The sequence below is a fragment of the Marinobacter sp. G5_S1_61_S3 genome, from assembly GCF_054968585.1.
The window spans coordinates 1-26,823 of record NZ_JBQKUK010000003.1 but is presented as its reverse complement, the minus strand read 5'-3'; the positions used below and the strand labels follow the sequence as shown (position 1 = coordinate 26,823).

Here is a 26,823-nt window from a genome sequence, read left to right as displayed (position 1 = left end):
CAGACTCCCGGTTCTCTACTGCAGGGAAAGAGTGGAATCCAACAATGGATTCAGGGTTGTACGAAACGTCCGGTGACGCTCAAGGGTCAGCGGGTCCTTGGGTTCGAGCAGTTCCTCGCTTCCGGCATCCAGTTCAGCGCGTGAACGCCGCGGCAAGGTCGGCGGCTGCCAGGGCAGGATATAAAGCACGCCGGGATCATCGTCCCCGGTATGGCGGTTGATTCCCTCCACGCCCAGTGCGACGGTGTTATCCGCGGCCTGAGACACAACCGCTTCCGAGGCATTGGACGCCTCATTTGCAAAAGCCATGAACGGGGTAAGCATCAAGCTCATCCCGGCCGTCGCCAATCGTCGATAAAAGCGCATTCAGTCCAGCCTCCTTTCAAGGTCCGCAATCCATCCGGCCACCTGCTTCTCCTCGGTGCCCGCCAATTCGCGGTAACGGCGGTAATGCGCCAGTGCGCCGTCCAGGTCCAGCAGATACAGCTCTGAGATAACGGCAAGGTTGTAATGCAGTTCGGCGGTAGCCGGGGAATGGCTGAGCCCCGTCTCCAGCACCGCCACCGCCTCCTCAAATCGTCCCTGTTCTCGCAGCAACAATGCCAGGTTGTTAGCCGTGAGCGCGTTGCCCGGGTTCATATCAAAAGCCTCACGGTACCGTTCGAGGGCCTCTTCCTTGCGTCCCTGCTGGTGTGCCTCCCAGGCCTGACGTGCCAGTTCACTGGCCTCGGCGGTGTCGACGACCACCGGCTCCGGCCTGGGCTGGCTGGCGCACCCCGCCAGCAATGCGAGACACCCTGTGAGCAGAACCGCACGTGCTGTTTCAGGCATCATCGTTGACCTCCTCATTCCACGTCATCCAGCGCACCTCCCGGTCGTACCTGCCGGGGAACAGGTCCGCCAGAACTTGCAGGCTGCGTTCCATCCACTCATCAAACCGGCCTTCCGCCAGGCGTTGATGATTCCTTGCGTGCAGGTCAATAGCCTTCTCTTCGAACGGGTAGGCCTCTTCTTCAAGCAACATCCGGTACTGGGTTGCCTCAAGGTCGCTCAGATTCGCCGGCGCTTCTGACGTCATGAGATCCTGCGCCATCACCCGGTACAGCTCCGCCCGACGGAACAGAATTTCCGAACGCGCACCCTCACCAATCAGCTTCTCAGCTTGTGATAGACGCTCCCGCGCAGCCGAGAGGGCCGCTTGTTTACGCGCCAGGGATTCGGCCAATGGAATCTGTAGCGAAACATCGGCAAAGCGCTCGGAGTCCTCCGCCCCCAGCACGATGGCTGCCCGACCAGCCCACGCCAGCGTGTCTTCCGAATGCCACTGGCTGGCGAGCTCTCGCTCTACCAACTCGATTCGATATCGCCGCGGCTCCACATCGTCGAGCACAAGACGCTGGCGCAGGGTCTGACTACGGATATGGCTCTCGGAATCGGCGGCAGCGGAATCGCGGTTGAGCCACGCGACGTAGATGCGATTGCGACGCGCATGGGCCTCTGCCTTGTGATACAGCTCAGCCGCCCTCAGTTGCTGATCCCAGGACGGCGACTCTCCTTCGTCGGCACGCATGATTTCATCCGCCGCGCGCACCCGTTGGCCCGATGACTGATAGGCAAACACCAGCTTTTCGCCTACGGTTGGGGTCAGGTCATGCTGCGGGTAATCCGTGCGAAATCGGGTCAGTTCATTAACGGCAGCCTGCCAGCGCTCTGCCTTCAGAAGTGTATTCGCTGCGTCGTAACGGCCCTTGATCGCAATGTCCGACCCCGGAAACGCAGACTCCACACGCTGAAAATGCGCCACGGCGGTATCAATCCGGCCCTCACTCGCCGCTTTCTCCCCCTGGTAGTAGATGCTGCTGGCTAGTTGCCGTTTCAGACTGTCGGTATCTTTGGCCCGCCCTTCCTGTAACAGCCCCTCTGAAATCAGTGCCAGTGCTTGACGCCAGGCATTTTCAGCAAGCCCATAAGACGCCATCGCCAGGTTCGCCTCACCGGCTGCGACCCAGGCACTGTAGCGTTCGGCTGGGCTGACCAACGGATGGGCTATGGCAAGCTCGGCAAACCGAAGGGCCTCAGCATAACGATGCTCCGCGAGCATTCGGTTGGCGATATCCGCCGTCAGACCAGCCTGACGTTCGTCCTCTGGGAACTCAGCCGCAAAGCGGTCGGCGGCTGCAGCCAGGTCGTCCAGTGTCGCGGGAAGTGAATTGCGATTGTCCAGCGCATCACGCTGAATTACGATGGCAGCCCAGGCGGCATCCGCCGCCCCCGGATACTCTTTTGTCTCATGATCCGTGTCATAAGCCGCACGCTGGTAATGCTCGAAGGCGTCAGTGTGGTCACCTGCCTGCAGGAACGCATCACCGGCCAGGCGAAGAACGCCCCCCTTCTCGCCGCTCCGGCCAGCCAACTGGCTGTAGTAACCCCCAGCCAACCGGAAAGATGCCACTTGGCGCTCCGCTTGCCCCTCTTCGGCCTGATCATAGTGATAGTCCGCCAGTGACCGGCTGAAATTCTGCCAGCGTTCCTGATCCGCTTTCGCGAGTTGCTGGTAACGGGCATCGCCCGCAAATGCCTGGACATACTCAGCCCTGGCGGCCCTTGCGCGATCAGTTTGCCCCGCCATGCGCCGGACATCCACATTCTGGGCCAGAAAGGCCGGTACGGCGTTATGCGCCTGGAAATCGCGAACAAAGGCATTGTTCACCGCCACGCTGTCTTCAAAACGCCGGTTGCTGGCGTAGTAATCTGCCAGCCTGTCGTACAGCAGGTACCCGAAGCCCTTGCCACCCGCATCGGTCAACCAGCTTGCCAGGGATTCAACGCCCCGGTCTTCCGCCGCCATCAGAGCGACAATCCTGAAGGTGTCGTCAACCAGTTCAGCGTCGCTGGCAGGAATGCGGCGAAACCCACTGGTTTCCTCACCGACACCGTCCAGTACCGCCAGGAACGTCTTTGCGGCCCTTGTCCGGCCAGAAGACCCTTGCTTGTACTGGCTCCAGCCCTGCATATATCGGGCCTTGGTTTTCAGGCTATCGGTGCCGTCACTCGAGATCACACGGCTGTACTCGGACTCAGCCTCGGCATAGTCTCCCGCCGAAAACGCTGCCTCGGCAATGCGGAAGCGGGCCTCAGGTACCAGGGAGGACGAAGGATACAGACCAACCAGTTGGCGTAACCGGTCAATAGACTCCTCCGCCTGCCCCGTGTAGGCATGAGCCTTCGCCATCTGGTATAGCAATTCATCAAGCCGGCCCTGGTAGGCGCCCCTGTCGAGAATGGATTCGTAACTTTCCAGCGCCTGTCGGTATACCTGTTGTTCGCGTTCTTCGCTGAAGCTGACGTCCTCGTCAGTCACCTTCTGGATATTGGAAAGTCGGTTAAGTGCATCAATGCGTACTTCAGGTTCATCAGAGTGTTCAAACAATCGCTGGTATCGACGGGCAACTTCTGTTGGCGATATGGCCGGCATCGGTCGGGACTGGAATTCCAGAAAAACCGGGCGCATATCAGCGATGGTTTCGCCGTCGCGACCCAGCTCTACCCGGAAAGATTCCTGTGCCTGGGCACTCGCCGCGAACGCTGTAAACAGCACCGTCAGGGAAATTGACACCACTGGCTTCATGGCTGACCTCGCTCAAGGTTTTCCAGGGCCAGGTACTCGTAGAGGTGGGCAATCTGCTGCTCGGTCCGATCCAACGCAAACGCCATACGGTGATCCTGCTCTTCGACATAGGCCAGAGCCAGTTCATCCAGTTCCGACTCCGCCCTGCTCAGAAGTGCATCGGCCGTGCGACGGACCGTCCGTATCCGCTCCAGCGCATGGTCGGTGCGTGTCATCAGTTCATTGAGCTTGCGATCTTTCTTTTTCAATCTTCCATCAAGCCTGCCAACGGACACTTTCAGATCGGCCAATGTCCTGGCTACACCTTTCAGCGCCTCTTGTTGTGCAGGAGAGATGGTCCGGGCTTTCAGGTTCGCCAACCGCTGCACCAGCTCTTTGATTTCTTCGTTGAAGGGACCGCCATCAACGTTGTGCCCCACAGGCCCCAAACGTTCACTGATGGCCCCCCGAAAAACAGCAAGGCTGTCTTCCCGCTGATTCAGTGTTTGCCTCATCTCCTTCAGTTCAGCCACCCGGTTGACGGCGGCCTGGGCAGCGGGCTGCTCAATGAAACGAATTAGATAGGCAGTACGGGGCTGTGTGAGCGTACGGTTGTCGGCAAGGAACCATTGGGCCTCAGAGTTCCGTGCATCCAGTACCAGCGCCTGATACGCACCTTTCTGACGGATCTGGTCAGCCAGTTTGCGAAGGGTCACCCGTTCACTTTCATAGGACGCATTTGCTGCTAGATAAGCTTCACCCGCCTGCCCCAGGTAACCGGCGAGGTCGTACCCCCTACCCGTTCCAAGCCAGGCATTGGCCACACCAGGATAGGCCAGTGGGTACTTTTTGGCGCGATGCCAGGACTGCATTGCCGCCCGCTGGTTGCCACTGGCAGAGAGCGCAAGACCGTGAAGGTAGAGGCCATGGGATGTGCTGTAGCTTTCCAGGGGGATTTTCTCCAGGAAGCCGATGGCCTTTTCGTAGTCTCCGTGATCGTAAGCAAGGTAGCCGGCGCGAACCAGTAGTCGGCTTCTGAGTTCCTGGCTGCGTTGGCTGTCGACGTCTTCTTCGGACATGGCCAGAGCCACTCGAAGTGCAACCAGTGCTCGCGATGGATTCCGGTCCTGCCTGCCGTAGTCAGCCGCAATGTTCATGTAACCCAGCGCAGCCCAATAGCCTGGCTCCATGGACGCCAGCACCTTCCCGGCCCGATCGGTATGCCCCGCCTCCCGCTCAATCTCGGCCAATCGATAAAGCGCCTTTTGCCGGTCACTGCCACTGGCCCGCTTCGCAGCAGTTTCAAGGTATTCCCGGGTTTTGTTGTCTCCAGAGTCCGTCGGCAGTTCCGCCAGCAATAGTGCCGCCTGCCCCCGGTAATACTGTCCTTCGATCAGTTCTTTCAGCAGCCGTTCAGCCTCTTGATGACTCCCCGTAACCAAAAGTGCTTTAGCGCGAACCAGGCGTTCGGCTTCGGTAGTGGCATTCCGGGTATAACGCAATGCTGCAGCCGGGTCATGGGTGTCCAGGGCGAATTGTGCGAGCCCCAAGTGCAACGACACCAAATCGCTGCCTCCGGACGCCAGCCCCGGGATAAGGGCCGCGGTCAGACTGAGAGCAAACAGTGTGGAGACTTTCCGAAGCTTAGCGAGCACGACCATCCTTTCGCCCTATTTCCATTCCTGAAACGAAACCACTGGTTCGTAGTCCGGCGCCGCGGCATCCAGAGACATCTGTATGCGGGATTCACCGGGCCGCTTCCGAAATTGATGGGTCGCTTCACGGCGAACAAAGCGCTCGTTCGCTGAACGTGCCGTCAGAACCGCTTTTAGTTGATGGGCGCCATGAGGCAGGTTACCGATATAGAGCCGCTGGACACCGCCCTGCTTCAGGGAGTCACGTTCCTGGTCGGTATAGAGGTGAGAAGCAACTGGCGTGTCGTTCAGGTACAGTTCAACCGAGTCCAGATCCAGCCCCTCCCGATTCCTGAGTGTCAGGAAAACTGCCACTTGCGTGTCGACTGGGTAGAGTACGTTCTCCTCCAGTTGGTACAAGGTCTGGCTGAGGTCCGCCACATCGGCTTTCAGGCGGTCGATCTCCTGGTCCAGCGATTCAGCAAAGGCGCTACGCGTCAAACCGAGCTGAGATGCCACCATCATGACCAAAATGACCAGCCACGCCACCCTGACCTGGCGCCCGACCGTTACTGTTTGCTGCGCTCCGGCGACCATACGCTTCCTGCCTCTAGCAATGTTCTGTAACAAACCGGCAGAAAGAGTAACACTTGGTAACAGGCAAGAACGGTATCCAGATCACCAATTGGAAATCCGAAACCGTCGGATTTTTTGACAGGAGCAAAACGTCGAGGAATCTCCCGTTCACGGGAGATGCACGAAAATTATTCTAATTAACTGATTTATATTAACTATTTTAAACTGGCCCCGGATTTGCTCCGAGAGAAGCGCGGGACAGCCTTTTGGCCACCCCGTTTGATATGCCGAGCTTAGCCGATGCTCTCAACCGCATCGGCTTTTTTTTATTTGCTCAGTTGTTTCATGGCCGATTCCAGGCCTTCAATGGTCAACGGATACATGTGGTCATTAACCAGCTGACGGGTCATACCGAGCGACCCACCCATGCCCCAGTAGCTCTCCGGCAATGGATTGATCCACACCACCTTGCGGAAGTGATCGGTAATGCGCTGAAACCACGTTGCGCCCGCTTCCTCGTTCCAGTGTTCGATGGACCCGCCGGGGTGTGACACCTCATAGGGCGCCATGGTGGCATCCCCTACAAAGATCACTTTGTAGTCCGGCGTGTACTTGTGAAGAATGTCCCAGGTGCTCGTTGTTTCGTTCATCCGGCGGATGTTGTTTTTCCACACGCTTTCATAGATGAAATTATGAAAGTAGAAGTACTCCATGTGCTTGAATTCGAGCCGAGCAGCCGAAAAGAGCTCCTCGCAGACCCGCACGTGAGGGTCCATGGAGCCACCCACGTCGAAGAAGATCAGGACTTTGACCGCATTGTGCCGCTCGGGAACCATCTTCAAGTCGAGGTACCCGGCATTGCGGGCAGTGGAGCGGATAGTATCGTCCATGTCGAGCTGGTCCGCGGCACCCTGGCGAGCAAACTTACGCAGCCGACGCATGGCCACCTTGATATTGCGAATGCCGAGAGTGACGCTGTCGTCCAGGTCCTTGAACTCCCGTTTTTCCCAAACCTTTACGGCGCGGCCATGACGCCCCTTGTTCTGGCCAATGCGAAAACCTTCCGGGTTGTAACCGTTCGCACCAAAGGGTGAGGTACCACCAGTGCCAATCCACTTGTTGCCGCCCTGATGACGCTCCTTCTGCTCTTCCATGCGTTTCTTGAAGGTATCGATCAGCTCTTCCAGCCCGCCGAGGGAATCGATTTTGGCCTTGTCCTCTTCTGACAGCTGCTTTTCAAATTCCGCGCGCAGCCAATCATCCGGAATCAACGCCTGCATCAGGTCATCGAGGTTTTCTATGCCCTCGAAATAGGCCTGGAACGCCCGGTCGAATTTATCGAAATGGCGCTCGTCCTTGACCAGGCAGACACGAGCCAGGTAGTAAAACTCTTCCATATTCGCAAAGGCGAGCCTGTTCTGCAGAGCTTCAAGCAGGTCGAGGAGTTCGCGCAGACTGGCGGGCACCTTGGCCCGCCGGACTTCGAGAAAGAAATCAATCAACATAGGGTGCTGCTCTTGCTGAATTTCAGCTGCGACGACGGGCCATGAAGGCCAGCTTCTGCAACAGGTGAACATCCTGCTCGTTCTTCACCAGTGCGCCATACAGCGGCGGCAAGGCGGAACTGGTGTCCTTCTCCTGCAACATTTTGGCAGACAGCTCATCCGCCATCAGCAGTTTGAGCCAATCGATCAGTTCTGAAGTGGACGGCTTCTTCTTCAGCCCTGGCACCTTGCGAACGTCGAAGAAAACTTCCAGCGCATCGCGAACTACCTGCTGCTGCAGACCCGGGAAGTGCACGTCCACAATGCTCTTCATGGTGTCGTGATCCGGGAAGCTGATGTAGTGGAAGAAACAACGGCGCAGAAAAGCGTCCGGCAGTTCCTTTTCGTTGTTACTGGTGATCACGATGATAGGCCGATGCTTGGCACGCACAGACTGCTGTGTCTCGTAGACGAAGAATTCCATGCGATCGAGTTCAAGCAGAAGATCATTCGGGAACTCGATGTCCGCCTTGTCGATTTCATCGATCAGCAGTACCACCTGTTCCTCGGATTCGAAGGCTTCCCACAACTTGCCCTTGACGATGTAGTTGCTGATGTCCTTGACCTTCTCGTCACCGAGCTGGGAATCCCGCAGACGGGAGACCGCATCGTATTCGTACAGTCCCTGTTGAGCCTTAGTGGTGGATTTGATGTGCCAGGGAATCAGGCGCAGGCCGAGGGACGCAGCCATTTCTTCGGCCAGGAGGGTTTTACCAGTGCCGGGCTCGCCCTTGATCAGTAGCGGGCGTTGCAGCGTTATGGCTGCGTTGACGGCCATCTGCAGGTCATCAGTGGCAACATATTTCTCGGTACCGGTAAACTTCATGCTGATAGTGTCCTGTTCAATTAACGGTTAAACGTCTGTTTGAAAATAGACTCAGAGTATAGAGAACCGAAGCCGTTCTGATAAGAGCCCTGTTCGATTAACCGCCAACTACCGATCCTTTCCGCCATCCTTATCGTCGTTTTCAGACTCGTCGTCGGTGGGCTCACTATCCTCATCAGTGGCTGGCAAATCGTCGAACTCGGAGAGATCAAAGTCCTCCAGCCCGAATTCGTCTTCACCGTCCTCCACCTCCGCATCAGCAACGGGGATATCGTCCTCGGGCAACGCTTCGTCTTGCTGAAGTTCCGGCACTTCTTCAGGTTCCGGCAATTCTTCCGGTTCGGGTTCGGGTTCCGGTTCGGGTTCCGGCACCGGTTCTGGTATCTCTGCGGGTACGTCTTCAGGCGCCTGTTCAGATTCGGGTGCGGCGGTAGCCTCTTCCTCCGGCGTTTCCTCTGCGACGAGGGGCGGCTCCTCGTTGTTGCCCTGATCCTGCGCTGATTTTCTGCGCTTGACGAACAGGAATGCCACCCCGGCGACAGCCACCACACCCAAGGTGCCGGCAGCGGCCCATACCCAGAACGGAATGCCGCTCGCCGCCTCCTCAACGGTGGCCGGCGTTTCCGGTTCCGCCTCTTCCTTATCGACAGGCTGCTCCTCAAGCGGCTTCGGTTCTGGCTCTTCAACCTGGCTGATATCGATCGGCCCGGAACTGGACACAGGCGATTCAATTTCGGGAGCGGGTGAGGCCTCTGGCAACTCATCCTCCATCACTGACGCTTCCTGCGAGGGCTCGTCAGAAACGACTGCCTCAATTGGGGCTTGTTCGCCCTCGGGCTGAATATATCGGGTAACGGTACTGAAGCGTCGGGAGAACGTTTGACCGTCCGCAACAACGCTGAGTTGGTATTCACCGGCATCAGGCAGTCGTGTGATGGTGTCCGTATAGACGCCGTCCTGCGGCGGCTCATCCGGAGACAACACCTTGTTACCGCTGCGCCCGTCCTCTGAGGTTAGTGACACACTGACATCGATAACCCCCAGGAAGTCCCGGTTTTCAATTTTTCGGTCTTCCTCAAAGAAGGCCACCTGAAGGGATACTGGTTCGTTCTCCGTGAATGTTGGCGGGACCGGGCTCACCACCATCCGCAGATCGCTGACGACAGTGACCCGACTGCCCTCACCCAACTCGCCGTTGATCGTCCAGTCGCCCGCCTCAGGATCGGTGACGGTAATCAGGTCGTATTCCGTTTCGCGCACCCAACGCATTCCCTCGGTGGCTGAGTCCGGCCCTGCCTTGGTGCCGCCGGGACTGACCAGTTCAAGCGTTCGGTTAGCGGCAGACTCGTTACCAGCGCGAAAAATCAGCGCGGTAAATTCCTCTACGCCACCATCCACCTGAAAGCCATTATCCTCAATGGGAATCTGCTGCTGCGGTACAGCGGTGTTCAGCGCTTCAAGAAAAGCCAGAGTCAGTGCATCAGCGGACGACGCAAGGGCATAGCGGCCCCCGGTGCGTTCCGCAAGGCTCTTCAAAAGAGCAAGATCTGCCTCCTCGGACAATGCGACGGTATGAAGGGTGGCACCGCGGCTGCTCAGATCGTCCAGCAATGCCCCCAGAATCCGCTCACGCTCCCGATCATTGGCGCTCTCGTTGTCGGAGATATCCACTTTGCCATCGGTGAGTAGAATGAAGTCCGTATTATCGAGGCTCTCCGAGCCCAACAGGTAATCATCACTGGCAACCTGAATCGCCTCCCCCAGATTGGTCCGAAGGGCGACCGAATTAATCTCATCTGAGCGTTCGACAGCCAGCCCCCGCCAGTCATCAGTGACTTTGCCATGGGGCACCAGCATGTTGACGTACTGACCAAAGGTCCAGACTCCGGCATTGGCTTGCCGAGGCAGCATACGCGCCAACAGGCGCACAGCCGGGCGGCGCAGGTTGTCCGGATCGTTGGTTTTCATGGAGCCGGAGATGTCGACAATAATTCGGACATCGGCACTGTCGGGTAACTGCAGGGTTGGCGCCTGCTGTGCAAGCGCCGTAATTGGCAGGATGAGGATGACAGCAAACAGGCGGCTTAGAAGTCGCATCAGGGCAGCTCCATGCGAGGTGGTGATCAAGGAAAGTCTCAGCGTTTAACCAGCCGGTATCTGACGAGGTCAAGAACCCACACCAACACCATAACCAGGGATGCTATACCCATGTTCACAAAGGCCCGGCCCGCGTTGGCGGCATCACCCAGAATGGTTTCGTAGCCGCCGTGCAACCAGGCCGGCATCCACCAGCCAGCTACCTCTCCGGACTCGACCGGGGTCAACAGGAGGACAATCAACGCGGCCTGCAACAGCGTGCGGATGGCATAAACCGGAATTACCCGAAACAGGCGGGATATGGTGTAGAAGAACACCACGAAGGCGACGGCGTACAGGGCCCAGAATATTCCGTAAGCAAGGTTTGTTTCTGCGTCTATCATCAAAGGATCCAGTGAATTATGTGTTCTTCCCAATCGTCTTCCGGTACATCGGCTTCCGAGATCACGCGATTACGCACCGATACACCCGCTTCATGAACCGTATCGGGGTCACCCGACCGTAGCGGGTGCCAGTCTGCAAGCGCACGCCCTTCCGCCAGTGTGCGGTAGGCACAGGTATACGGCAGCCAATGGTAGTCGCTCAGCGTATCCGGTGTCAGCACCGTGCATGCAGGCACTTTCTGCAAACGCTCGGAGTACACGCTGCACTGACAGGTGTCTTGCTCCATGTAACGGCATACCAGCTCAGTGTAGTAGACATCGCCGGTGTCTTCGTCTTCCAGCTTGGCCAGACAACATTTTCCGCAGCCGTCACACAGGGACTCCCATTCCTTGGCGGTCATCTCATGGAGACGTTTGCGTTGCCAGAACGGAATCTCTGCAATCATTCCCGGCCGGGCTCCGGTTTACGGCGAAAGTCTACAACGTAGCCGCTGGATTCCTCAGGCATCTGCAGGAAGAAATCCTTGTCGGCAATAGCCTCCAGAACCTGCTTGCCAGACGTTCGGGCAAGCTTCCGTTCCGGTGTCATGATCAGGTCCATGGCGTGTATTGGCTGGCCGAATATGCCCCGCAGGCTATCCGGCAGGTCTTCCCAGGCCTGGCCCCGTCGAACGTAGATATACGTGTCCGGCTTTTTACTGCTGCGAAACACCGACACAAAGGTCTTTTCGGTCATGATTTCAGTAATTCCTCAATCTGTTCCTGCACCGGTGCCAGGAGGTCACGGCGCCAACCCTCGTCAAACAGCCCGGCAGCCAGGTTTCGTTGTTGTACAACAGCCTCAAGGCGCTTGCGAGGCGCCAGCAGTTCCACCGGCACATCCCGTTCCTCCGCCGCCTTCACCATCAGCCGTTTGAGCTGTTTATAGAACATCTGGTCCTGGCGGCTCAGGGGAGCGGCGATAACGTCGATGCCGGAATTATCCGCGGTCGATGCCTCCGCAACCATATTAATAATCGTATCCCCGTAGCGCCTGACCACGGCCGGAGGCAAGCCCTGGATATTCGATAGCTCCCGTACTGACTGTGGCAGTCTCTGGGCGATGGCAATCAGCAGTGCATCGGCCACAACCCTGTTGCGGGGCCGATCCCTGCTGCGTGACTCGTGTTCCCGCCAACACACGAGGGTTTTCAGCACCCCCTGTTGTTGGCGGCTCAATGTCCAGCCGCCTCGCAATTTCAGGTAATGGTTGTCGGGATTATCCTGGGCTGCCAGTTCCTTTGAAAATCGAGTGGATTCGTCAGCCAATGCCGCTTCAAGGCCCCGTTTCTGCAACCGAGTAATCACCCAGTGATACAAGGGAACAAGGAAGCGAACGTCATCCAGAGCGTAGCGTTCCTGAGCCGCTGAAAGCGGGCGAGAGACCCAATCCGATCGCGTCGCCGATTTATCCAGTGACTCACCGAAGAGGGTTTCGACCAGTCGAGCATAACCGACGGAAAAGCCGGCGCCAGCCAGCGCAGCACCAATCTGAAGGTCGACAACACCCTCCGGTTCCAACTGCAACCAATGTCGGAACAGCTCCAGGTCTTCGCTCATGGCGTATAGCAGTTTTGGAGTGCCCGGGTCGGTAAGCGCATTGCGAAAGCCCTCGGAAGCCTCTGCAACCGAAGGGTCCACCAGGCAGAACCTCTGCCCCAACCCCAACTGGACCAGGCCCGGAATCGGAAAGAAGGTGTTTACGCGCTCGAACTCGGTATCCAATGCAAGCGGTTCGTCCTGCCCTTCGGCAAGCCAGCGGTCCAGGTCGTCCGGCTCCCGAATCCAGGTAACCGTGTCGGGAGCCGCAGGAACGGAAGCGGCCGGGGAGTTGGAATCCATATAATAATCCCGGTCAGGTTTATTCAGTCAGAGGTTTTCGGCCACGGAAGGCATGGGTCAGGGTGAATCCGTCAACATAACCCAGTTCGCCCCCCACCGGGATACCATGGGCAAGACGGGTAATCAGGATATCGCGTCCATCCAGCCTGTCGGCAATGTAGTGGGCAGTTGCCTCACCTTCCACGGTTGGATTAGTTGCGAGAATGAGCTCCGTAACCCCTTCTCCGTGGATGCGTTTCAGCAGGCGCTCAATACCGATTTCCTCGGGGCCCACGCCGTCGATGGGCGACAAGTGCCCCATCAGCACGAAATAGCTGCCGCGGTAATCGCCCGCCTGCTCGATGGCAAGGAGGTCGGAGGGGCTTTCCACCACACAGAGCGTACCAGTACGTCGCTCGGGGTTTTCGCAGATATTGCAGGTAGGCGTATCGGCGAAGTTCTGGCAGCTTTCGCAGCGGCGCACACCGGTCATGGCCCGATCCAGTGCGTCAGAAAGCCGCGAGCCTCCGGAACGGCCCCGCTCCAGCAAGTGGAACGCCATGCGCTGGGCCGTTTTCTGGCCGACACCAGGCAGACAGCGGAGAGACTCCACCAGTTCGTCTACCAACGGACTAAAAGCCATCAGCGATCCTCTATCAGAACGGCATCTTGAAGCCCGGAGGCATACCCATACCGGACATCATGCCGGACATTTTGTCTTTCTGGTTTTCCTCAACACGACGCACGGCATCGTTGATAGCAGCCGCCAGCAGGTCTTCCAGAATTTCCTTGTCTTCGCTCAGCAGGGATGGATCGATATCCACTTTCCGCACGTCATGGCGGCCATTCATGGTCACCTTGACCAGACCCGCACCGGCTTCACCGGTGATCTCGGCCTTGGCAGCCTCTTCCTGGGCCTTCTTCATTTCTTCCTGCATCTGCTGGGCCTTTTTCATCAGGTCGCCCATATTGTTCATCACGCTCACCTTTTACAGAATTGCCTTAGAGAGTTGCCACCATGTGGCTCCAACCGCAGCCCTTAGCCGGACTTTGCCTGATTCGGCGGCCGGATACTGTTTTCGACGACCCGAGCCTCGAATCGTTCAACAATCGACTGCACTGCGGGGTCATTGCGAATTGAGTCTTCCGCCGCCTTCTGGCGCGCCTGTCGTTGGCGTTCTTCCCAGGCGGCCGGCGTTTTGCCACCCGCATCGCCCTGCTCCACACGCAGGGTTATGGTGGCACCGAACCGATTCCTCAACGCCTCGAGAATTTTTTCTTCATGGCGGGCGTTCAGCAACCGCGCGTGACCTTCATCGATGGTCAGCACGATTTCATCGCCGTGGCGGGTCATGGCAGCGTTACTGGCAAGGTTACCCGGCATGCCCACAATGCCCAGGCTGCGGAAATCACGCTCCCAGGCAAATTCGCCGTTATCCACGAGCTCTTCAACCGGTTCAGCTGGCCCTGTCGACTCTTTCGGCTCTTCGGGCTTTGCGGGCTCAGCCTGGGATGCTTCGACCTTGGGCTCTTCAATGAATTCCGGCTCAGGCGCCACGGGTTCGGGATCATAATCCTCAGCGCTGGCAGCTTCGGCCGCTGCAGACTCAGCCGCCTCATCCAGGCTCGCCAGCCAGGCAGCATCAGGTTCCTCTGGCGCGGGAGTGGGCTGGGATTCCAGTACGGGCTCCTGAGTTTCCGGTTGAGGTGCCGGCTCAGGTTCCGTTGCCGCAAGCCGCTCCGGCTCTGGTTGAGGCACTTGTTCAGACCCGGCAGCCGCTGCTTCTTTCTCCGACGCTGCCGGGCCAGGCTCAGGGTCTTCCCGGGACTCCTGCCCTGATGATGAAGTCCCGGAGACCACCACCGGTGGTTCACGGCGGTCAGTGCCAGGCCGGAAGGCCAGCATTCGCAGCAACGTCATCTCAAACCCCATGCGGGCATCGGGAGTGACCGCCAGGTCCTTACGGCCCATCAGCGCGGCCTGATAGAAGAGTTGCGCGTCTTCCGCGCTCAGCCGGCGCGCCAGGGACTCCACCTGCGCGGCATCCCCAAGGGCATTATCGACACTGCCCGGCACCACCTGTTCCATCGTCACCCGATGGAACAGCGACAACAGGTCCGCCAGGATCACGCTGTAATCCGGCGCAAAATCGGAAATACGATTGATCTCGGACAGCAGCGCGGGCCCATCGTCTTCCACCAGCGCATTCACCAGGTTCTCGATATCACTTTGATCAATCGTGCCCAGCATGTTGCTGACATCACTGCCGCTGAGCGTCTGATTGCCGAAGGCAATGGCCTGGTCTGTCAGGCTCAGGGCGTCCCGCATACTGCCATCCGCGGCACGTGCCAATAGCCACAGGGCCGGTTCCTCGAAAGGAATGCCTTCCTGGGTCAGCACGTGGCGCAGGTGCCCGGCAATGTGTTCGGGCGTCATCCGCTTGAGGTTGAACTGCAGGCAACGGGACAACACGGTCACCGGCAGCTTCTGGGGATCCGTGGTCGCCAGCAGGAATTTGACGTGTTCCGGGGGTTCTTCAAGGGTCTTGAGGAAGGCGTTAAAGGACTGGTTGGTCAACATATGCACCTCGTCAATGAGGTACACCTTGAAGCGGCCACGGGTTGGCGAGTACTGGACGTTATCGGTGAGTTCCCGCATATCATCCACGCCAGTACGGGAGGCTGCGTCGATTTCGATCAAATCAACAAACCGCCCTTCCTGGATTTCCTGGCAACTGGAGCAGGTTCCACACGGCGTGGCGGTAACGCCGGTTTCGCAGTTCAGGCATCGGGCCAGCAATCGGCCAATGGTTGTTTTGCCTACGCCCCGGGTACCGGTAAACAGATAGGCGTGGTGCAGCCGCTGGTTGTCCAGGGCGTGGATCAGTGCCTGGAGCACATGCTCCTGGCCGACCATATCTTCGAATGTCCGGGGGCGCCACTTACGGGCAAGTACCTGGTAGCTCATGTTCTGCCAACTGCCGTTAAAAATGGGTTTAACCATAGCACGGTCAGGATGTTAGAAGAAGCCAACAAGAAGCAATCAGAGAGGGATAATCGGGGCGTTAAAAGGAAAAATCTGGGGGTGACTCCATCAGCGACACTCCGGCACACAAGTCCACCGCTTCGGCTGCTCCCTTCCGGGCCTGACCGGGTTCACGGTTTATCGTTGCGGAGGCACCAATGGAGCCACCATAACGGGCTTTGGGGCGAAATCCCTCAAAGCGGCGCGCATATTAGCAAAAGGGTTCCGGCACTACAATGGCAGTGGCACTTCATCGCATCGGAACCAGCAGGCGACGCTGTAACGGGTACGGTGGGCCGGCAACACCTCATGGGGAATCTCTTCGCTCATGAACAGCGCCATCCGCCCTGCCAGCGGCAATATGACGCCACATACCTCGTTCTCGTTTTCACGATTGAAAATCTGCAACGCGCCGCCGTCGGCTTCCTGCCAACCCTCATTAAGGTATAACACCAGGCTGACAACCCGCGACGCCCTGCCCTGGAAGCTATCCACATGGCGACGGTAAAAGTCACCGTTGTGATAGGTGGCGTAGTGCGCCTCAAACCGTTTCAGCCCCAGGAACAGCCGCTCATTCAACCCCACCCTGACCGACTCGAAGAACTCGAACAACGCCGCCTGAACTGGTGTCACCCCCTGCAGCCAGGCAATCTTGTCTCGCCTTACGGATCTGTCCTGGAGCAAGTCCTGACCACGCCCCACACCCGCCTTACGCAGTGCCTCGGTCCGGTCCAATATCCGAACTTCACTGCTAAGCCCCTTTAAAAGGGACGGAGTTAACAGCAAAGACACATCCTGGCTCATCCAGCCGTGCTCCGTGAGACCATCGGCCAAGTCATCAAGCCACTGATCGCTTCCCGGCGTCGAAAGATCGAGTCCAGCCTGACAAGGCTCGGGAACTGAGGCAGTAATCTGGTCAATCATTCATCAAACTCCGACGGGGACGGCCGATTTTATGATGGTTTCTCGCCGTAAGGACAGTTTTAATTTACCCTGAGTATAAGGACATGCCGTAATGATGATCGGAGCTTTGGCCGGAACTCTGGCCGAACTCAGACCGACAATCCTTTGACCACTCAGAACGCTGTAACGAGGCACTACGTGACACTAAAACCCGGGCACTGGTCGTTCACCCGATGGGCAACCGTCGGGCAACTGGAAGCCATGGAGGTACATCACCCCTTGTTCCGCGCCCGCCTTTTTCTGCAGGGCGCTCACCTCACCCACTTTGCCGCCCGCGACGAGCCAGACTGGCTGTGGATGAGCGACATCGCGCGTTTTGAACCCGGCGTGGCCATCCGTGGTGGCATCCCCATATGCTGGCCCTGGTTTGGGGCGCCCGAGAAAAATCCCCCGGAAGTTCGCCGCAGGCTACTGACCACCAGCTCCCACGGGTTTGCCCGCACTGCGGTGTGGGAACTGGAGGATGTGCAGGAAACCGCGCACGATGTGGAGATCAGCCTTTCTCTGGACGCAAACAGTGACTTTTCCGATGCCTGGAACGGCCGCGCCCGGTTACTGATGACCTTCCACTTTTCTGCTAACGGCTGCCAACTGGCATTAACCACCAGCAATTCGGGCTCGGAGCCTCTGGCCTTTACCCAGGCACTTCACACCTACCTTCCGACCCCGGACATTTCCAAAACCCGGGTCACGGGCCTCGAGAACTGTGGATATATAGATTCCCTGAAAGACTGGAGTTACCACACACAGCAAGGCCCGGTGACCTTCGAGGGTGAAACTGACCGCATCTACGAAAGCGGTCATTCGCTGATGGTTGAAACCCCGTCCGGGAACCAGCGCATCGCCGCCATTGGCAGCGACTCCACGGTTGTCTGGAATCCGGGGCCGGAGAAGGCGGCACGTTTATCGGATTTTCCTGACGTTGCCTGGCAGTCCATGCTGTGCGTTGAAAGTGCCAATGCCCTTGGTGACTACCGTGTGCTTAATGCGGGCCAGAGCCATACCCTTGGCGTTATGATAGGAAGAGAGTAGAAATCACATGGGTCTAGCATCGATTCTGAAGTCACGGTTGATCCCGGCAGAGCTGGAAAATCACATCAATCGCATCCGCAAGCCGATTGGTTCTCTGGGGTACGATCCCTGGGGCTATAACAACGAAGTGATGAAGTACGGCTTCTCCCTGACCCGCCAGATCTACGAAAAGTATTTTCGAGTGGAGGCCACCGGCGTTGACAAAATTCCCTCGGAGGGGCCGGTGCTGATCGTCCCGAATCACAGTGGGCAGTTGCCGGTAGATGGACTTTTGATCGCCTACGCCCTTGCCTCTCGCGAGAAAAACCCGCGCATTCCCCGGGCAATGATCGAACGTTTTTTCCCGACCGTCCCCTACCTCGGCAATTTGCTGAACGAGTTTGGCGCGGTTTTGGGCGATCCCACCAATTGCGCCAAGATGCTGGCCAACGGCGAGGCCGTCATCGTATTCCCCGAAGGCATTCGCGGGTCTGGCAAGCTGTATCAGGATCGCTACCAGCTCAAGCGGTTCGGTAACGGCTTCATGCACCTGGCCATGAAGTACAAGGCACCCATTGTGCCAGTGGGCGTGGTCGGGTGTGAGGAAACCATTCCCGCCATCGCCAACATCAAACCACTGGCTCGGTGGCTCGGCATTCCCTACGCTCCGGTGGCCATGCCGTTTGTCTTGCCGGCCAAAGTCCACCTGAACTTTGGCGATCCAATGGTGTTTGACGACCTGGAAATTCCCGAAGAACAGGTGACAGAGCGGGTTGAACAGGTGAAGGCAGCGATCAGTGAATTGATCGATACCGGACTGAGCGAAAGGAAAAGGCTGTTCTGATGGTTGAAAAAAGCAGACCCCAGATTCTTGTAACAGGTGCAGCTGGCGCCCTGGCTCAACAGGTAATCAGCCGCCTGCGGGATACCTGCAACCTCGTTGCCGTGGATTTTCGAGAACAGGTCTATCTGGGCGACGATATCCCCAGCTACTGCATCGACTTCAACAAACGCTCCTTCGAAGACCTTTTCCGGCGTTACCGGTTTGATGGCGTCATTCATCTCGGCCGCATCATGTCGAGCCAGCTCACCCGAATGCGCCGGTACAACGCCAACGTTCTCGGTACCCAGAAACTGCTGGACTTGAGCCACAAGTACAACATCAAAAGGGTGGTGGTCCTGTCGACCTTCCACGTCTATGGCGCGGTGGCCTACAACCCGGCGCTGATAGACGAGGAAGCTCCGCTGAAAAGTGCGGGGCTGAGCGCGGACCTGATTGATTCCGTGGAACTGGAGAACCTGGCCAACATCTACCTGTGGCGCTACCCGGACCTGAATATCACCATTCTGCGGCCCTGCAACATTGTCGGCCCAGGCGTGCGCAACTCCATCAGCACCTTGCTGGGCATGGAACGGGCACCTGTTCTGGCCGGTTTTTCACCGATGATGCAGTTTATCCATATCGATGACATGGCGGATGCCATCGTGCTGGCTTACAACAAACCCCAGCGGGGAATTTTCAATGTCGCGCCGCAGGACTGGGTGGCCTACCAGCATGCGTTGAAGCTCTGCGGCTGCGGCCGCATACCAGTACCATCCATTCCCCCCATACTGCCCAGGATGATACTGCGCACACTCAACCTGCGAAGTTTTCCTTCGTACCTGATGCACTTTTTCAAGTATCCTGTAGTCATCGACGGCAGGGCGTTCGCCAGGGAATTCGGTTTCACTCCCAGGCGCCCGCTAAAAGAGATATTCCGGTTCTACCGGGAGAACAAGAAGCCGGTGTGAACGGCACAGGATCGAAATCGGTGCCGTTATGGAAAGTGGCGCATAGCGCAGGAAGCGAAACATGTTGAATAATTTCAGCCTGATCAGTCATTCCACGGCAGCCATTGCCTTTGGGTTGCTATCGCTGCTGATTGCCACACGATACCTGCGCCGGGACATTGATCGTTCTTTGCTCCTCGCCGCCGTGGTCACCACGCTGTGGGCCGGCTCACTTGTTACCCAAAGCCTTTGGGGCGAACCAAGCTTTTTTATTCGCTACCTGCTGGAACTTCTGCGTGATGCCGCGTGGATTACCGTCCTCTTCGCCCTACTTCGCGATTCATTCCGGTCTGCCAATCTTGTCGGTCGCCTACGAAAAGTGCTGGCGGCAGCCACCCTGATCCTGGTTGCTCTCCTACTCGGCAGCGGTGTCCTGGAATATTTCTTCGGGCTCAGCATTCTGGACGGTAAAACCAAAGTGGTTGGCCAGATAGCCCTATCCTTACTCGGCTTATCGCTGATTGAGCAGATCTGGCGAAACTCCGTGTCATTCGGTCGGTCCAGCATGAAGTATGTCTGTATTGCCGTTGGCAGCCTGTTTGCCTTTGATTTCTTCATGTATGCCGACACCCTGCTCTTTGGCCAGGTCTCGGAGTCGTTCTGGAACGCCCGTGGCCTGGTCAACGCTGCACTGGTGCCCTTGTTTGCTGTCAACGTGATTAACACCCGCAAACAGCCAGTGGATTTCCAGCTCTCCCGTTCAGCCGTCTTCCACGCCGGAGCCCTGATACTCGCCGGTGGTTACCTGTTGTTCCTGTCACTGGGTGGCTACTACGTCAAAACCCTGGGAGGCGAATGGGGCGACGCCCTGCAGGTACTCTTCTTCAGCATCGCACTGGTATTCCTCGTCACCCTGCTGGTCTCGCGCCGTGTGCGTTCCCGGCTAATGGTGTTTATCAGCCAGAACTTTTTCGATTACAAATACGACTACCGCGACGAATGGCTGAAAATGACCCGGGAAATGGCCGACCTCAGCGACAGCCCACCACTTCCGGAACGGGTCATCCGCATTCTTTCGAGCCTGGTTGAAAGCAACGCCGGCGCACTCTGGATACGAGAGGAAAGAGGCGACTTCATCCTCAAGAACGCAGTCAACATGGTCACGCCCAAGTACACGACCATCGACGCCAACTCCGAACTTGTCCGCTTCTTTGGGGAACGGGAGTGGATTATCGACCTTCATGAATATCGTGGCGATCCGGTCAGCTACAACCTGCTGGAGATCCCCGACCCGATATCACATACACCGGATGGTTGGCTGGTCATTCCCCTATACCTCAGCAACGACTTATACGGTATTGCCATGGTCGGCAACCCTTACGCGCGCGTTGAACTCAACTGGGAGAACTTTGACCTGATCAAGGTTGTCGCCCGACAGACCTGTAACCTGCTTGCACAAACTGACGCCCAGAACCGACTTTCCAGGGCCATGCAGTTTGAGGCCGTAAGCAAAGCGTCTGCCTTCATGGTGCATGACCTGAAAACACTGATTGCTCAACTATCGTTGCTGGTGAAAAACGCCCCCAGGCACCGGAACAACCCGGCCTTTATCGACGATATGATTCACACCACTGACCATGCCGTGCGCAAGATGTCGAACCTGGTGGATCACATCCGCAAGCCAGCGGACGAAACCCTGGTGACCGAAGTGATCGACCTGACTGAGGTTGTCAGCCATTTGGCGGAGCACTACTCCCGCCGCCAACCTGCACCGAGGGTTGCCGATAATCCCGGAAACATTTTCATCAATGCCGATCGGGAGCAACTCTACAGTATTCTCGGCCACCTGATTCAGAATGCGCAGGATGCCACCCCACCCGATGGCGAAATCACTCTCACCCTGAAAACCGCCAAGGGCAACGTTGTGCTGTTCATCCAGGACACCGGTTCCGGCATGACCGAGGACTTTATCCAGACCCAGTTATTCAAACCGTTCGAAAGTACCAAGGGGCTGACGGGCATGGGCATTGGTGCCTATCAGGCCAGGGAGTATGTGCGCAATGTTGGGGGTAATATAGATGTAACCAGCGAACCGGACCTGGGCTCCTGTTTCTCAATCCGGTTCCCGCTTGCCCGGTTCAAACCGGAACAGGCTCCGGAAGAACCCGAGCGACTGATTACCGGCGACCCACTGCCGCAGCAGAATGCCAAATAATTGGCGAAACCGAAATACAGCGAACACTATCATTGCAAAGTGTCAATCTTCGGTTAAGAATCAGGGTTTAGAGGATTGATCGCAAGACCGTCACCATTACAAAAAGGGATTTGTAACCGTTGTGAGTAGACGACTGCTAATCGTAGAAGATGATCCGGGTTTACAAAGCCAGATGCGCTGGTGTTTCAGCGAAGATCTGGAAGTAAGCGTTGCGGCTGACCGGGAGTCAGCCCTGACCGCACTGCGTCGAAGCGAACCCGATGTCATTACTCTGGATCTGGGTCTGCCTCCGGATCCAGGCGGTGCAAAAGAAGGCTTTCTACTGCTTGAAGAAATTCTTCGGTTGTCGCCCATGACCAAGATCATTGTGGTCACCGGACGGGAAGACAAGGAGAACGCCGTCAAGGCCATCGGTATGGGGGCCAGTGACTTCTACCAGAAGCCGCTGGACGCGGACATTCTGACCTTCGTGGTGAACCGTGCCTTGCGATTGGCCGAACTGGAACGTGACAACCGGGAGCTGGCCCGTCAGCGTAATGGCACCAACATCAAAGGTATCGTCGCGGCCAGCCCACAGATGCTTGGCATCTGTCGCACCCTCGAAAAAGTGGCCCCCACCGACGTCACTACCCTGATTACCGGTGAAACCGGCACGGGCAAGGAGCTGCTGGCAAGGGCGCTTCATGATTTGAGCCACCGCTTCGATAAACCTTTTGCGGCCATTAACTGTGCCGCTATTCCTGAGAACCTCCTTGAAAGCGAACTCTTTGGCTTTGAGAAGGGCTCGTTCACCGGCGCCACCCAGAGCAAGAAAGGCAAAATCGAAAGCGCCAATGGCGGCACCCTATTCCTGGACGAGATTGGCGACATGCCCATGCCCCTCCAGGCCAAGCTGCTCCGCTTTCTCCAGGAGCGCGTGGTCGATCGGGTGGGCTCGGTCAACCCGGTTCCTGTCGATGTCCGCGTGGTGTGCGCAACTCACCGGGACGTACAGCAGTTGATCGATCAGGAGACTTTCCGCGAGGACCTTTATTACCGGATCAGTGAAATTACTCTCGACGTTCCCGCACTTCGTGAGCGCGAAGGCGACGCCCTCGTTGTTGCGCAGTCGCTGTTGCAGTCATTGGGCAAACAAATGGATCGGCCCAACCTGGCCTTTACCGAAGACGCCATCAAGGCCATCAAGACACACCCATGGCCCGGCAACGTGCGTGAAATGATCAACAAGGTGAAACGGGCCACAATCATGGCCGACGGCAAACGTGTTACCGCCGCCGACCTTGAGCTAAACTGCGACCTTGAAGGCCCCGAAAGCCAACTGAATCTCAGGCAGGTCAGGGAAAATGCGGAACGTGCCGCCATTGTGCAGGCACTGCAGTCCTGTAGCTTTAATATGGCGCAGGCCTCACGTCTGCTCGGCGTAACCCGACCAACGCTGTATAACCTGACTGATAAATATCGGATTGAAACATCCCCCGAATCGTCAGGCGCCTGAATAGCAGGCAAGGAATCCAGAACAAGACCCGATAAGGAAAAGGACCAGGGCCATGAAGCCAGTTTCAGCAGTACGTGCCACCCTCCTCTCAGTCGCAATCTCATTCGCTCTCGCCGGCTGTGGCGACAGCAATGAGATGAGCCAGGACGACATCCAGTACCTGAGTCATATTGACCAGTCACGTTTTTTCCAGCGTCAGGGTGAACTCAAGGCGAGCACACTGGAAGCCAGGAGCGCGATCGAGCTTCAACCGGAAAAGATCGAACCGTATTTCCTGATCGTCAACAATCTCCTCAAGGCAGGCGATGCGGCCAATGCCGAACGGCACCTTAACCAGATCCTGGAGCGCCTCCCTGCAGAGCAGATCGATGCAAAGGTTCGGAACCGCGCCAGCCTGATCCTCGCAGAAGCCAATCTGCTTCAGGAAGATTTTGAAGACGCCCTGGCGGCTCTCGATGACATCACCTCCCCGGACCGACCGGTGGAAACCCAGGCGGCACTGCTGGAAGGCCAGATTTACCTGGCATCCAATGAACTTGAAAAAGCCCGCACTGCGTTCAACAGAGCACGGGAAATAGACTCCGGGGAAGTTGAATCGGTGATAGGACTCTCGAAAACAGCGTTCGCCGGCGGCGACGTATCGAAGGCCCGAAAACTGGTCACCGAGGCGGAAGAGGTCGATGAGGCGAATGGTGAATTATGGCTCTGGAAGGCCGAGCTCGCAGCTTCTCAGGAAGAGTGGCAAAAAGCGGAAGATGCCTATATCCGGGCCCTCGAAGACATCGGTCAGTACGATGTAATGACCCAGCGCAAATACGCCACGATTTCGTCCCTTATTCGCGTCCTTAGAGCCCAGGGGAAGCAGTCAGAAGCTTTCGTATACGAAGAAATACTGGCCAAGTCCGCCCCCGGTACGATTAAGAGCAACCTGATGGCCGCCCAGGCGGCAGTGGAACAGGGTGACCTCGATGAGGCCGCGCGCTATCTGGAGGAAGTTCTGGCGCAAGCTCCCAACCATGAGCAGACATCGTTGATGCTCGGCCTTGTCCGGTTCAGGCAAGGCCGGGTAGAGGATGCTGAAAAGCTGCTGGCACCCATCGCAGAAGCGGGAAATTCAGAAACCGCCAGCAAATTACTGGCCGCCGCACGGCTGCAAATGCGAAATCCAGAAGGCGCCCAGGCCATACTCTCGAATCTGGAGGACAAAGACTCCGATCCGGAAACGCTTGCCATGGTGGCCATTGCCACGCTTGCCAGCGGCGACCTGAAAACGGGCGAAACGCTTATGGACAAGGCCCTGGCAAGCAACCCCGACAACCACCAGCTGAGGCTACGGTATGCGACCTACCTCAACCAGCGGGGTGAACATGACCGAGCGATCGCCGAGGCAACCCGGGTTCTTGAAAGCGCCCCTGAGTTGGAGCAGGCACGCAGCGTCATCGTTGAAGCTCAGGCTCGCTCTGGCAACATGGACGAGGCTGTAAAATCCGCCTCTCAGTGGATTAAAGAAGCTCCTGACAGTATCAATGCCCTGATGACCAGGGGAAGCCTTGCAGCCACCGCAGGCAATGTGGACGCGGCTAAAACAGACTTCAACAAGGCCAGGGAGAAAGCGCCAGAATCACCAGCACCGCTGATCGCTCTTGGTAGACTGGCGCTGACTCAGAACGATCAAGCGGAAGCGCAGAAGCAGTTCCGGGCAGCAGTCAGGCTCGCCCCGGATAGCCGCCAGGCGCTTCAAGGGCTGGCGACCGTTCTGGATCGCGAAGAAACCACAGGTTTCATGCGGGAGATTCTCAAAGAGAATCCGGAAGCGACCGGCCCTCGCCTGATTCTGCTTGAGGTTGCCCTCATGGATAACAACCAGCAGGAAGCGGACGATTTAACCGCCTCCCTGCTGGAGCGAAACGAGCAATCGACCCCATCACCCGCAACGCCCTTCGTTGCAGGCATCTATAGCAGCGCAGCAACCGCATTCCAGAGCTCGGGAGAAACAGCCCGGGCGGCCGCTCTCCTTGACCGGGCTCGCGCACTGTTCCCGGACAACCAGGACATCGCTCTTCAAGCCGCTCAGCAAGCCTTCAACGAAGGCGAGGAAGACGAAGCGCGGAGAATTATTCAGGAAACCAAGCAGCAACACCCGGAATCTTCTGCGCCCTACGTAACGGAAGCCGCTTACTTCGAACGGCAAAAAGAGTATCAGCAAGCGGCTGAACTCTACCAACTCGCCCTCGACAAGCGCCCCAGCGCCGAGCTCGCAAATGGATACGCGACAAACCTGCAACGATCCGGCAAGGCGCAGGAAGCACTCTCTTTCCTCGAGTCCGCCCGCAAAACGTATCCCGGCAGTAACCAGCTGCTTCTTACGCTGGCGCTGCTGCAGCAATCCGAGGGCCAGTATGAAAGCGCCAAGTCGAATTATGAGACCCTGCTTGAAAGCGCACCCGGCAACGTTGTGGTGCTAAATAACCTGGCCTGGATCTATCACGAAAATGGGGACAAGCGGGCAATCGATCTGGCGAAGCAAGCCTACGAGCTTAGCCCTGGCAACGCGGCAGTCGCGGACACCTACGGATGGATCATGCTCAAGGCCGGTAATCACGAAGCCAGTGTACCCATTCTCGAAAAGGCCCATGAACTACAACCGGAGTCGGAAGAAATCGCACTGCATCTGGCAGAGGCGTATCGCGCATCAGGTAAAAACAACGAAGCACAGAAAGTGCTCGAAAAATTTAATGGGCAGGGTTAATCGCGTCATGACCATCCGATATAACCTTTGCCCTCAAAGATCAAAACGGTACAACCAATAACTGGCAGCCCTCACTTTATCAAACAATACTTGTCCTACTGAATCCGGGAACGATGAGGTGAGGCATGATGTCTATTACGAAAGCACTTGGTATCGGTGGTACGGTAATACTCATCAGCGGATGTCAAAGCTGGCAGTTTCACGACATCGAGGACCTTCCTCCAACGGCTGCCCTCCCCGAAACCAGCGAACCTGGTGCCGTCGAAATTCGGTATTACGATAACCTTGATGGTGTCGAGATTGACTCCCTGACCTCCGCCACCAAATTTCCGAATAACCCGGATGACGTTGATACGTTAACCAGCCTCGAAGACCCCGAAAATCGTGTCGATAACTATGGGTCCTACGTCAGAGGGTTCATTAAGCCACCGGCATCCGGCGAATATCGCTTCTTTGTTAGCGGTAACGACAAGGTTGAATTCTGGCTGAGTACTTCAAGCTCACCGGATGACGCCGACATTCTTGCCACAGTGCCAGGCTGGACCTACATCAATCAGTTTACTAAATACAGCTCCCAAACATCCCCATACATAACAATGGATGCTTCTCAGCGCTACTATTTCGAAGTTCTCCATAAGGAGGGCGCCGGGAGTGACCATTTCGCAGTTGCCTGGGAAGGTCCTGGAATTAGCCAACAAATAATCGGCTCCGGTTATATCCATTCGTATGCACAGCCAAGTGAGACAGCCGGCCTTTCCGAGAGGGAAGCATACTCATTGGGCTATCGTGTTGGCTATCTGGATGGTGACCAAGGTATAGCCTTCAACTCCGAATACCCACCACTCGATGAAGACCAGGACGGTTTATACGATAAGTGGGAAACCGTTTACGGGCTAAACCCAACCAACCCGGCTGACGCCACCTCTGACCCAGACGATGACCTGTTAAGTGCGGCGGATGAGTTCCTGCTGGGAACCGCCGAAAACAACGCCGACACAGACGGAGACGGCATTCCCGATGGCGCTGAGTATGCCTACGGTATGGATCCTCTTGATCCTGGAGACGCCA

23 protein-coding genes and 1 other RNA gene are annotated in these 26,823 nt (G+C 57.2%); 7 read left to right on the top strand and 17 right to left on the bottom strand.

The features are described from left to right. Positions 1-15 precede the first annotated feature (15 nt). The 17 genes from ACTRWH_RS03040 to ACTRWH_RS02960 all read right to left on the bottom strand — a co-directional run bounded on the left by ACTRWH_RS03040 (position 16) and on the right by ACTRWH_RS02960 (position 16,476). Entirely contained in the window at positions 16-366 is a 351-nt protein-coding gene (locus tag ACTRWH_RS03040; RefSeq protein ID WP_462825878.1) for a hypothetical protein, read from the bottom strand. Then, the gene (locus ACTRWH_RS03035; RefSeq protein ID WP_199480484.1) at positions 367-834 is read right to left on the bottom strand and encodes a tetratricopeptide repeat protein; all 468 of its coding nucleotides are present in this window, start codon (positions 832-834) and stop codon (positions 367-369) included. Then, complete coding sequence (locus tag ACTRWH_RS03030) at positions 824-3,628, bottom strand: tetratricopeptide repeat protein (RefSeq protein WP_462825877.1); 2,805 nt, start codon at positions 3,626-3,628, stop codon at positions 824-826. Before ACTRWH_RS03030 ends, ACTRWH_RS03035 begins: the two co-directional genes overlap by 11 nt. Next, the gene (locus ACTRWH_RS03025; protein ID WP_462825876.1) at positions 3,625-5,268 is read right to left on the bottom strand and encodes a tetratricopeptide repeat protein; all 1,644 of its coding nucleotides are present in this window, start codon (positions 5,266-5,268) and stop codon (positions 3,625-3,627) included. Before ACTRWH_RS03025 ends, ACTRWH_RS03030 begins: the two co-directional genes overlap by 4 nt. A 9-nt stretch (positions 5,269-5,277) precedes the next feature. Beyond that, positions 5,278-5,838 carry a hypothetical protein gene (locus ACTRWH_RS03020; protein WP_052479513.1) on the bottom strand — a complete coding sequence of 187 codons (561 nt, stop codon included), beginning with the start codon at positions 5,836-5,838 and terminating at the stop codon, positions 5,278-5,280. A 305-nt stretch (positions 5,839-6,143) separates the two neighbouring features. Further along, positions 6,144-7,322, bottom strand: coding sequence for a vWA domain-containing protein (locus tag ACTRWH_RS03015; RefSeq protein ID WP_007152565.1), 1,179 nt, complete (start codon positions 7,320-7,322; stop codon positions 6,144-6,146). Positions 7,323-7,344: 22 nt separating this feature from the next. Continuing rightward, positions 7,345-8,187 (bottom strand): AAA family ATPase, encoded by an 843-nt coding sequence (locus ACTRWH_RS03010; protein WP_036205447.1) that lies wholly within the window; start codon positions 8,185-8,187, stop codon positions 7,345-7,347. A 108-nt stretch (positions 8,188-8,295) separates the two neighbouring features. Beyond that, positions 8,296-10,284: a VWA domain-containing protein gene (locus tag ACTRWH_RS03005; RefSeq protein WP_462825875.1), complete on the bottom strand. Its 1,989-nt coding sequence runs from the start codon at positions 10,282-10,284 to the stop codon at positions 8,296-8,298. 38 nt (positions 10,285-10,322) lie between these two features. Continuing rightward, entirely contained in the window at positions 10,323-10,667 is a 345-nt protein-coding gene (locus ACTRWH_RS03000) for a hypothetical protein (RefSeq protein WP_036205445.1), read from the bottom strand. Beyond that, positions 10,667-11,113: a YcgN family cysteine cluster protein gene (locus ACTRWH_RS02995; RefSeq protein ID WP_036205444.1), complete on the bottom strand. Its 447-nt coding sequence runs from the start codon at positions 11,111-11,113 to the stop codon at positions 10,667-10,669. Before ACTRWH_RS02995 ends, ACTRWH_RS03000 begins: the two co-directional genes overlap by 1 nt. Further along, positions 11,110-11,403 (bottom strand): YcgL domain-containing protein, encoded by a 294-nt coding sequence (locus ACTRWH_RS02990; RefSeq protein ID WP_127401415.1) that lies wholly within the window; start codon positions 11,401-11,403, stop codon positions 11,110-11,112. Before ACTRWH_RS02990 ends, ACTRWH_RS02995 begins: the two co-directional genes overlap by 4 nt. Then, positions 11,400-12,548, bottom strand: a complete 1,149-nt coding sequence (locus tag ACTRWH_RS02985; protein ID WP_462825874.1) for an HRDC domain-containing protein — start codon at positions 12,546-12,548, stop codon at positions 11,400-11,402. The genes ACTRWH_RS02990 and ACTRWH_RS02985 overlap by 4 nt, the downstream gene beginning before the upstream one ends. Positions 12,549-12,567: 19 nt before the next feature. Then, entirely contained in the window at positions 12,568-13,170 is a 603-nt protein-coding gene (gene recR / locus ACTRWH_RS02980) for a recombination mediator RecR (RefSeq protein ID WP_007152558.1), read from the bottom strand. Positions 13,171-13,183: 13 nt separating this feature from the next. Next, a complete protein-coding gene (locus ACTRWH_RS02975; protein WP_174447635.1) occupies positions 13,184-13,507 on the bottom strand; it encodes a YbaB/EbfC family nucleoid-associated protein in 324 nt (107 codons plus the stop codon). 59 nt (positions 13,508-13,566) lie between these two features. Next, positions 13,567-15,495 (bottom strand): DNA polymerase III subunit gamma/tau, encoded by a 1,929-nt coding sequence (gene dnaX / locus ACTRWH_RS02970; protein WP_462825959.1) that lies wholly within the window; start codon positions 15,493-15,495, stop codon positions 13,567-13,569. Between the two features lie 121 nt (positions 15,496-15,616). After that, positions 15,617-15,713: signal recognition particle sRNA small type (gene ffs / locus ACTRWH_RS02965), an RNA gene on the bottom strand. Between the two features lie 70 nt (positions 15,714-15,783). Further along, positions 15,784-16,476 carry a 2OG-Fe(II) oxygenase gene (locus ACTRWH_RS02960; RefSeq protein ID WP_228209720.1) on the bottom strand — a complete coding sequence of 231 codons (693 nt, stop codon included), beginning with the start codon at positions 16,474-16,476 and terminating at the stop codon, positions 15,784-15,786. A 177-nt stretch (positions 16,477-16,653) separates the two neighbouring features. Between ACTRWH_RS02960 and ACTRWH_RS02955 the strand changes: the two genes are divergently transcribed. The 7 genes from ACTRWH_RS02955 to ACTRWH_RS02925 form a co-directional block, all read left to right on the top strand. Further along, a complete protein-coding gene (locus ACTRWH_RS02955; protein WP_462825872.1) occupies positions 16,654-17,547 on the top strand; it encodes an aldose epimerase family protein in 894 nt (297 codons plus the stop codon). A 7-nt stretch (positions 17,548-17,554) separates the two neighbouring features. Next, positions 17,555-18,370 carry a lysophospholipid acyltransferase family protein gene (locus ACTRWH_RS02950; RefSeq protein ID WP_036205432.1) on the top strand — a complete coding sequence of 272 codons (816 nt, stop codon included), beginning with the start codon at positions 17,555-17,557 and terminating at the stop codon, positions 18,368-18,370. Continuing rightward, the gene (locus tag ACTRWH_RS02945) at positions 18,370-19,317 is read left to right on the top strand and encodes an SDR family oxidoreductase (RefSeq protein WP_036205431.1); all 948 of its coding nucleotides are present in this window, start codon (positions 18,370-18,372) and stop codon (positions 19,315-19,317) included. The genes ACTRWH_RS02950 and ACTRWH_RS02945 overlap by 1 nt, the downstream gene beginning before the upstream one ends. A gap of 61 nt (positions 19,318-19,378) precedes the next feature. After that, entirely contained in the window at positions 19,379-21,511 is a 2,133-nt protein-coding gene (gene prsK / locus ACTRWH_RS02940) for an XrtA/PEP-CTERM system histidine kinase PrsK (RefSeq protein ID WP_091641154.1), read from the top strand. 121 nt (positions 21,512-21,632) lie between these two features. Beyond that, a complete protein-coding gene (gene prsR / locus ACTRWH_RS02935) occupies positions 21,633-23,006 on the top strand; it encodes a PEP-CTERM-box response regulator transcription factor (protein WP_036205429.1) in 1,374 nt (457 codons plus the stop codon). A 52-nt stretch (positions 23,007-23,058) separates the two neighbouring features. After that, positions 23,059-25,755 (top strand): tetratricopeptide repeat protein, encoded by a 2,697-nt coding sequence (locus ACTRWH_RS02930; protein ID WP_462825871.1) that lies wholly within the window; start codon positions 23,059-23,061, stop codon positions 25,753-25,755. A 128-nt stretch (positions 25,756-25,883) separates the two neighbouring features. Then, the coding region (locus tag ACTRWH_RS02925; protein WP_462825870.1) for a PA14 domain-containing protein at positions 25,884-26,823 on the top strand (940 nt) is incomplete at its 3' end.

What these genes read in the sequence shown, in the direction of transcription:
- ACTRWH_RS02930 (WP_462825871.1), top strand. Translation starts at nt 23,059, where the DNA reads ATGAAGCCAGTTTCAGCAGTACGTGCCACCCTCCTCTCAGTCGCAATC.
- prsK (WP_091641154.1), top strand. Translation starts at nt 19,379, where the DNA reads ATGTTGAATAATTTCAGCCTGATCAGTCATTCCACGGCAGCCATTGCC.
- ACTRWH_RS02945 (WP_036205431.1), top strand. Translation starts at nt 18,370, where the DNA reads ATGGTTGAAAAAAGCAGACCCCAGATTCTTGTAACAGGTGCAGCTGGC.
- ACTRWH_RS03005 (WP_462825875.1), bottom strand. Translation starts at nt 10,284, where the DNA reads ATGCGACTTCTAAGCCGCCTGTTTGCTGTCATCCTCATCCTGCCAATT.
- ACTRWH_RS02950 (WP_036205432.1), top strand. Translation starts at nt 17,555, where the DNA reads ATGGGTCTAGCATCGATTCTGAAGTCACGGTTGATCCCGGCAGAGCTG.
- ACTRWH_RS03030 (WP_462825877.1), bottom strand. Translation starts at nt 3,628, where the DNA reads ATGAAGCCAGTGGTGTCAATTTCCCTGACGGTGCTGTTTACAGCGTTC.
- ACTRWH_RS03040 (WP_462825878.1), bottom strand. Translation starts at nt 366, where the DNA reads ATGCGCTTTTATCGACGATTGGCGACGGCCGGGATGAGCTTGATGCTT.
- ACTRWH_RS03035 (WP_199480484.1), bottom strand. Translation starts at nt 834, where the DNA reads ATGATGCCTGAAACAGCACGTGCGGTTCTGCTCACAGGGTGTCTCGCA.
- ACTRWH_RS03025 (WP_462825876.1), bottom strand. Translation starts at nt 5,268, where the DNA reads ATGGTCGTGCTCGCTAAGCTTCGGAAAGTCTCCACACTGTTTGCTCTC.
- dnaX (WP_462825959.1), bottom strand. Translation starts at nt 15,495, where the DNA reads ATGAGCTACCAGGTACTTGCCCGTAAGTGGCGCCCCCGGACATTCGAA.
- ACTRWH_RS02995 (WP_036205444.1), bottom strand. Translation starts at nt 11,113, where the DNA reads ATGATTGCAGAGATTCCGTTCTGGCAACGCAAACGTCTCCATGAGATG.
- ACTRWH_RS02990 (WP_127401415.1), bottom strand. Translation starts at nt 11,403, where the DNA reads ATGACCGAAAAGACCTTTGTGTCGGTGTTTCGCAGCAGTAAAAAGCCG.
- ACTRWH_RS02960 (WP_228209720.1), bottom strand. Translation starts at nt 16,476, where the DNA reads ATGATTGACCAGATTACTGCCTCAGTTCCCGAGCCTTGTCAGGCTGGA.
- ACTRWH_RS03015 (WP_007152565.1), bottom strand. Translation starts at nt 7,322, where the DNA reads ATGTTGATTGATTTCTTTCTCGAAGTCCGGCGGGCCAAGGTGCCCGCC.
- ACTRWH_RS02985 (WP_462825874.1), bottom strand. Translation starts at nt 12,548, where the DNA reads ATGGATTCCAACTCCCCGGCCGCTTCCGTTCCTGCGGCTCCCGACACG.
- ACTRWH_RS03010 (WP_036205447.1), bottom strand. Translation starts at nt 8,187, where the DNA reads ATGAAGTTTACCGGTACCGAGAAATATGTTGCCACTGATGACCTGCAG.
- ACTRWH_RS03000 (WP_036205445.1), bottom strand. Translation starts at nt 10,667, where the DNA reads ATGATAGACGCAGAAACAAACCTTGCTTACGGAATATTCTGGGCCCTG.
- ACTRWH_RS03020 (WP_052479513.1), bottom strand. Translation starts at nt 5,838, where the DNA reads ATGGTCGCCGGAGCGCAGCAAACAGTAACGGTCGGGCGCCAGGTCAGG.
- recR (WP_007152558.1), bottom strand. Translation starts at nt 13,170, where the DNA reads ATGGCTTTTAGTCCGTTGGTAGACGAACTGGTGGAGTCTCTCCGCTGT.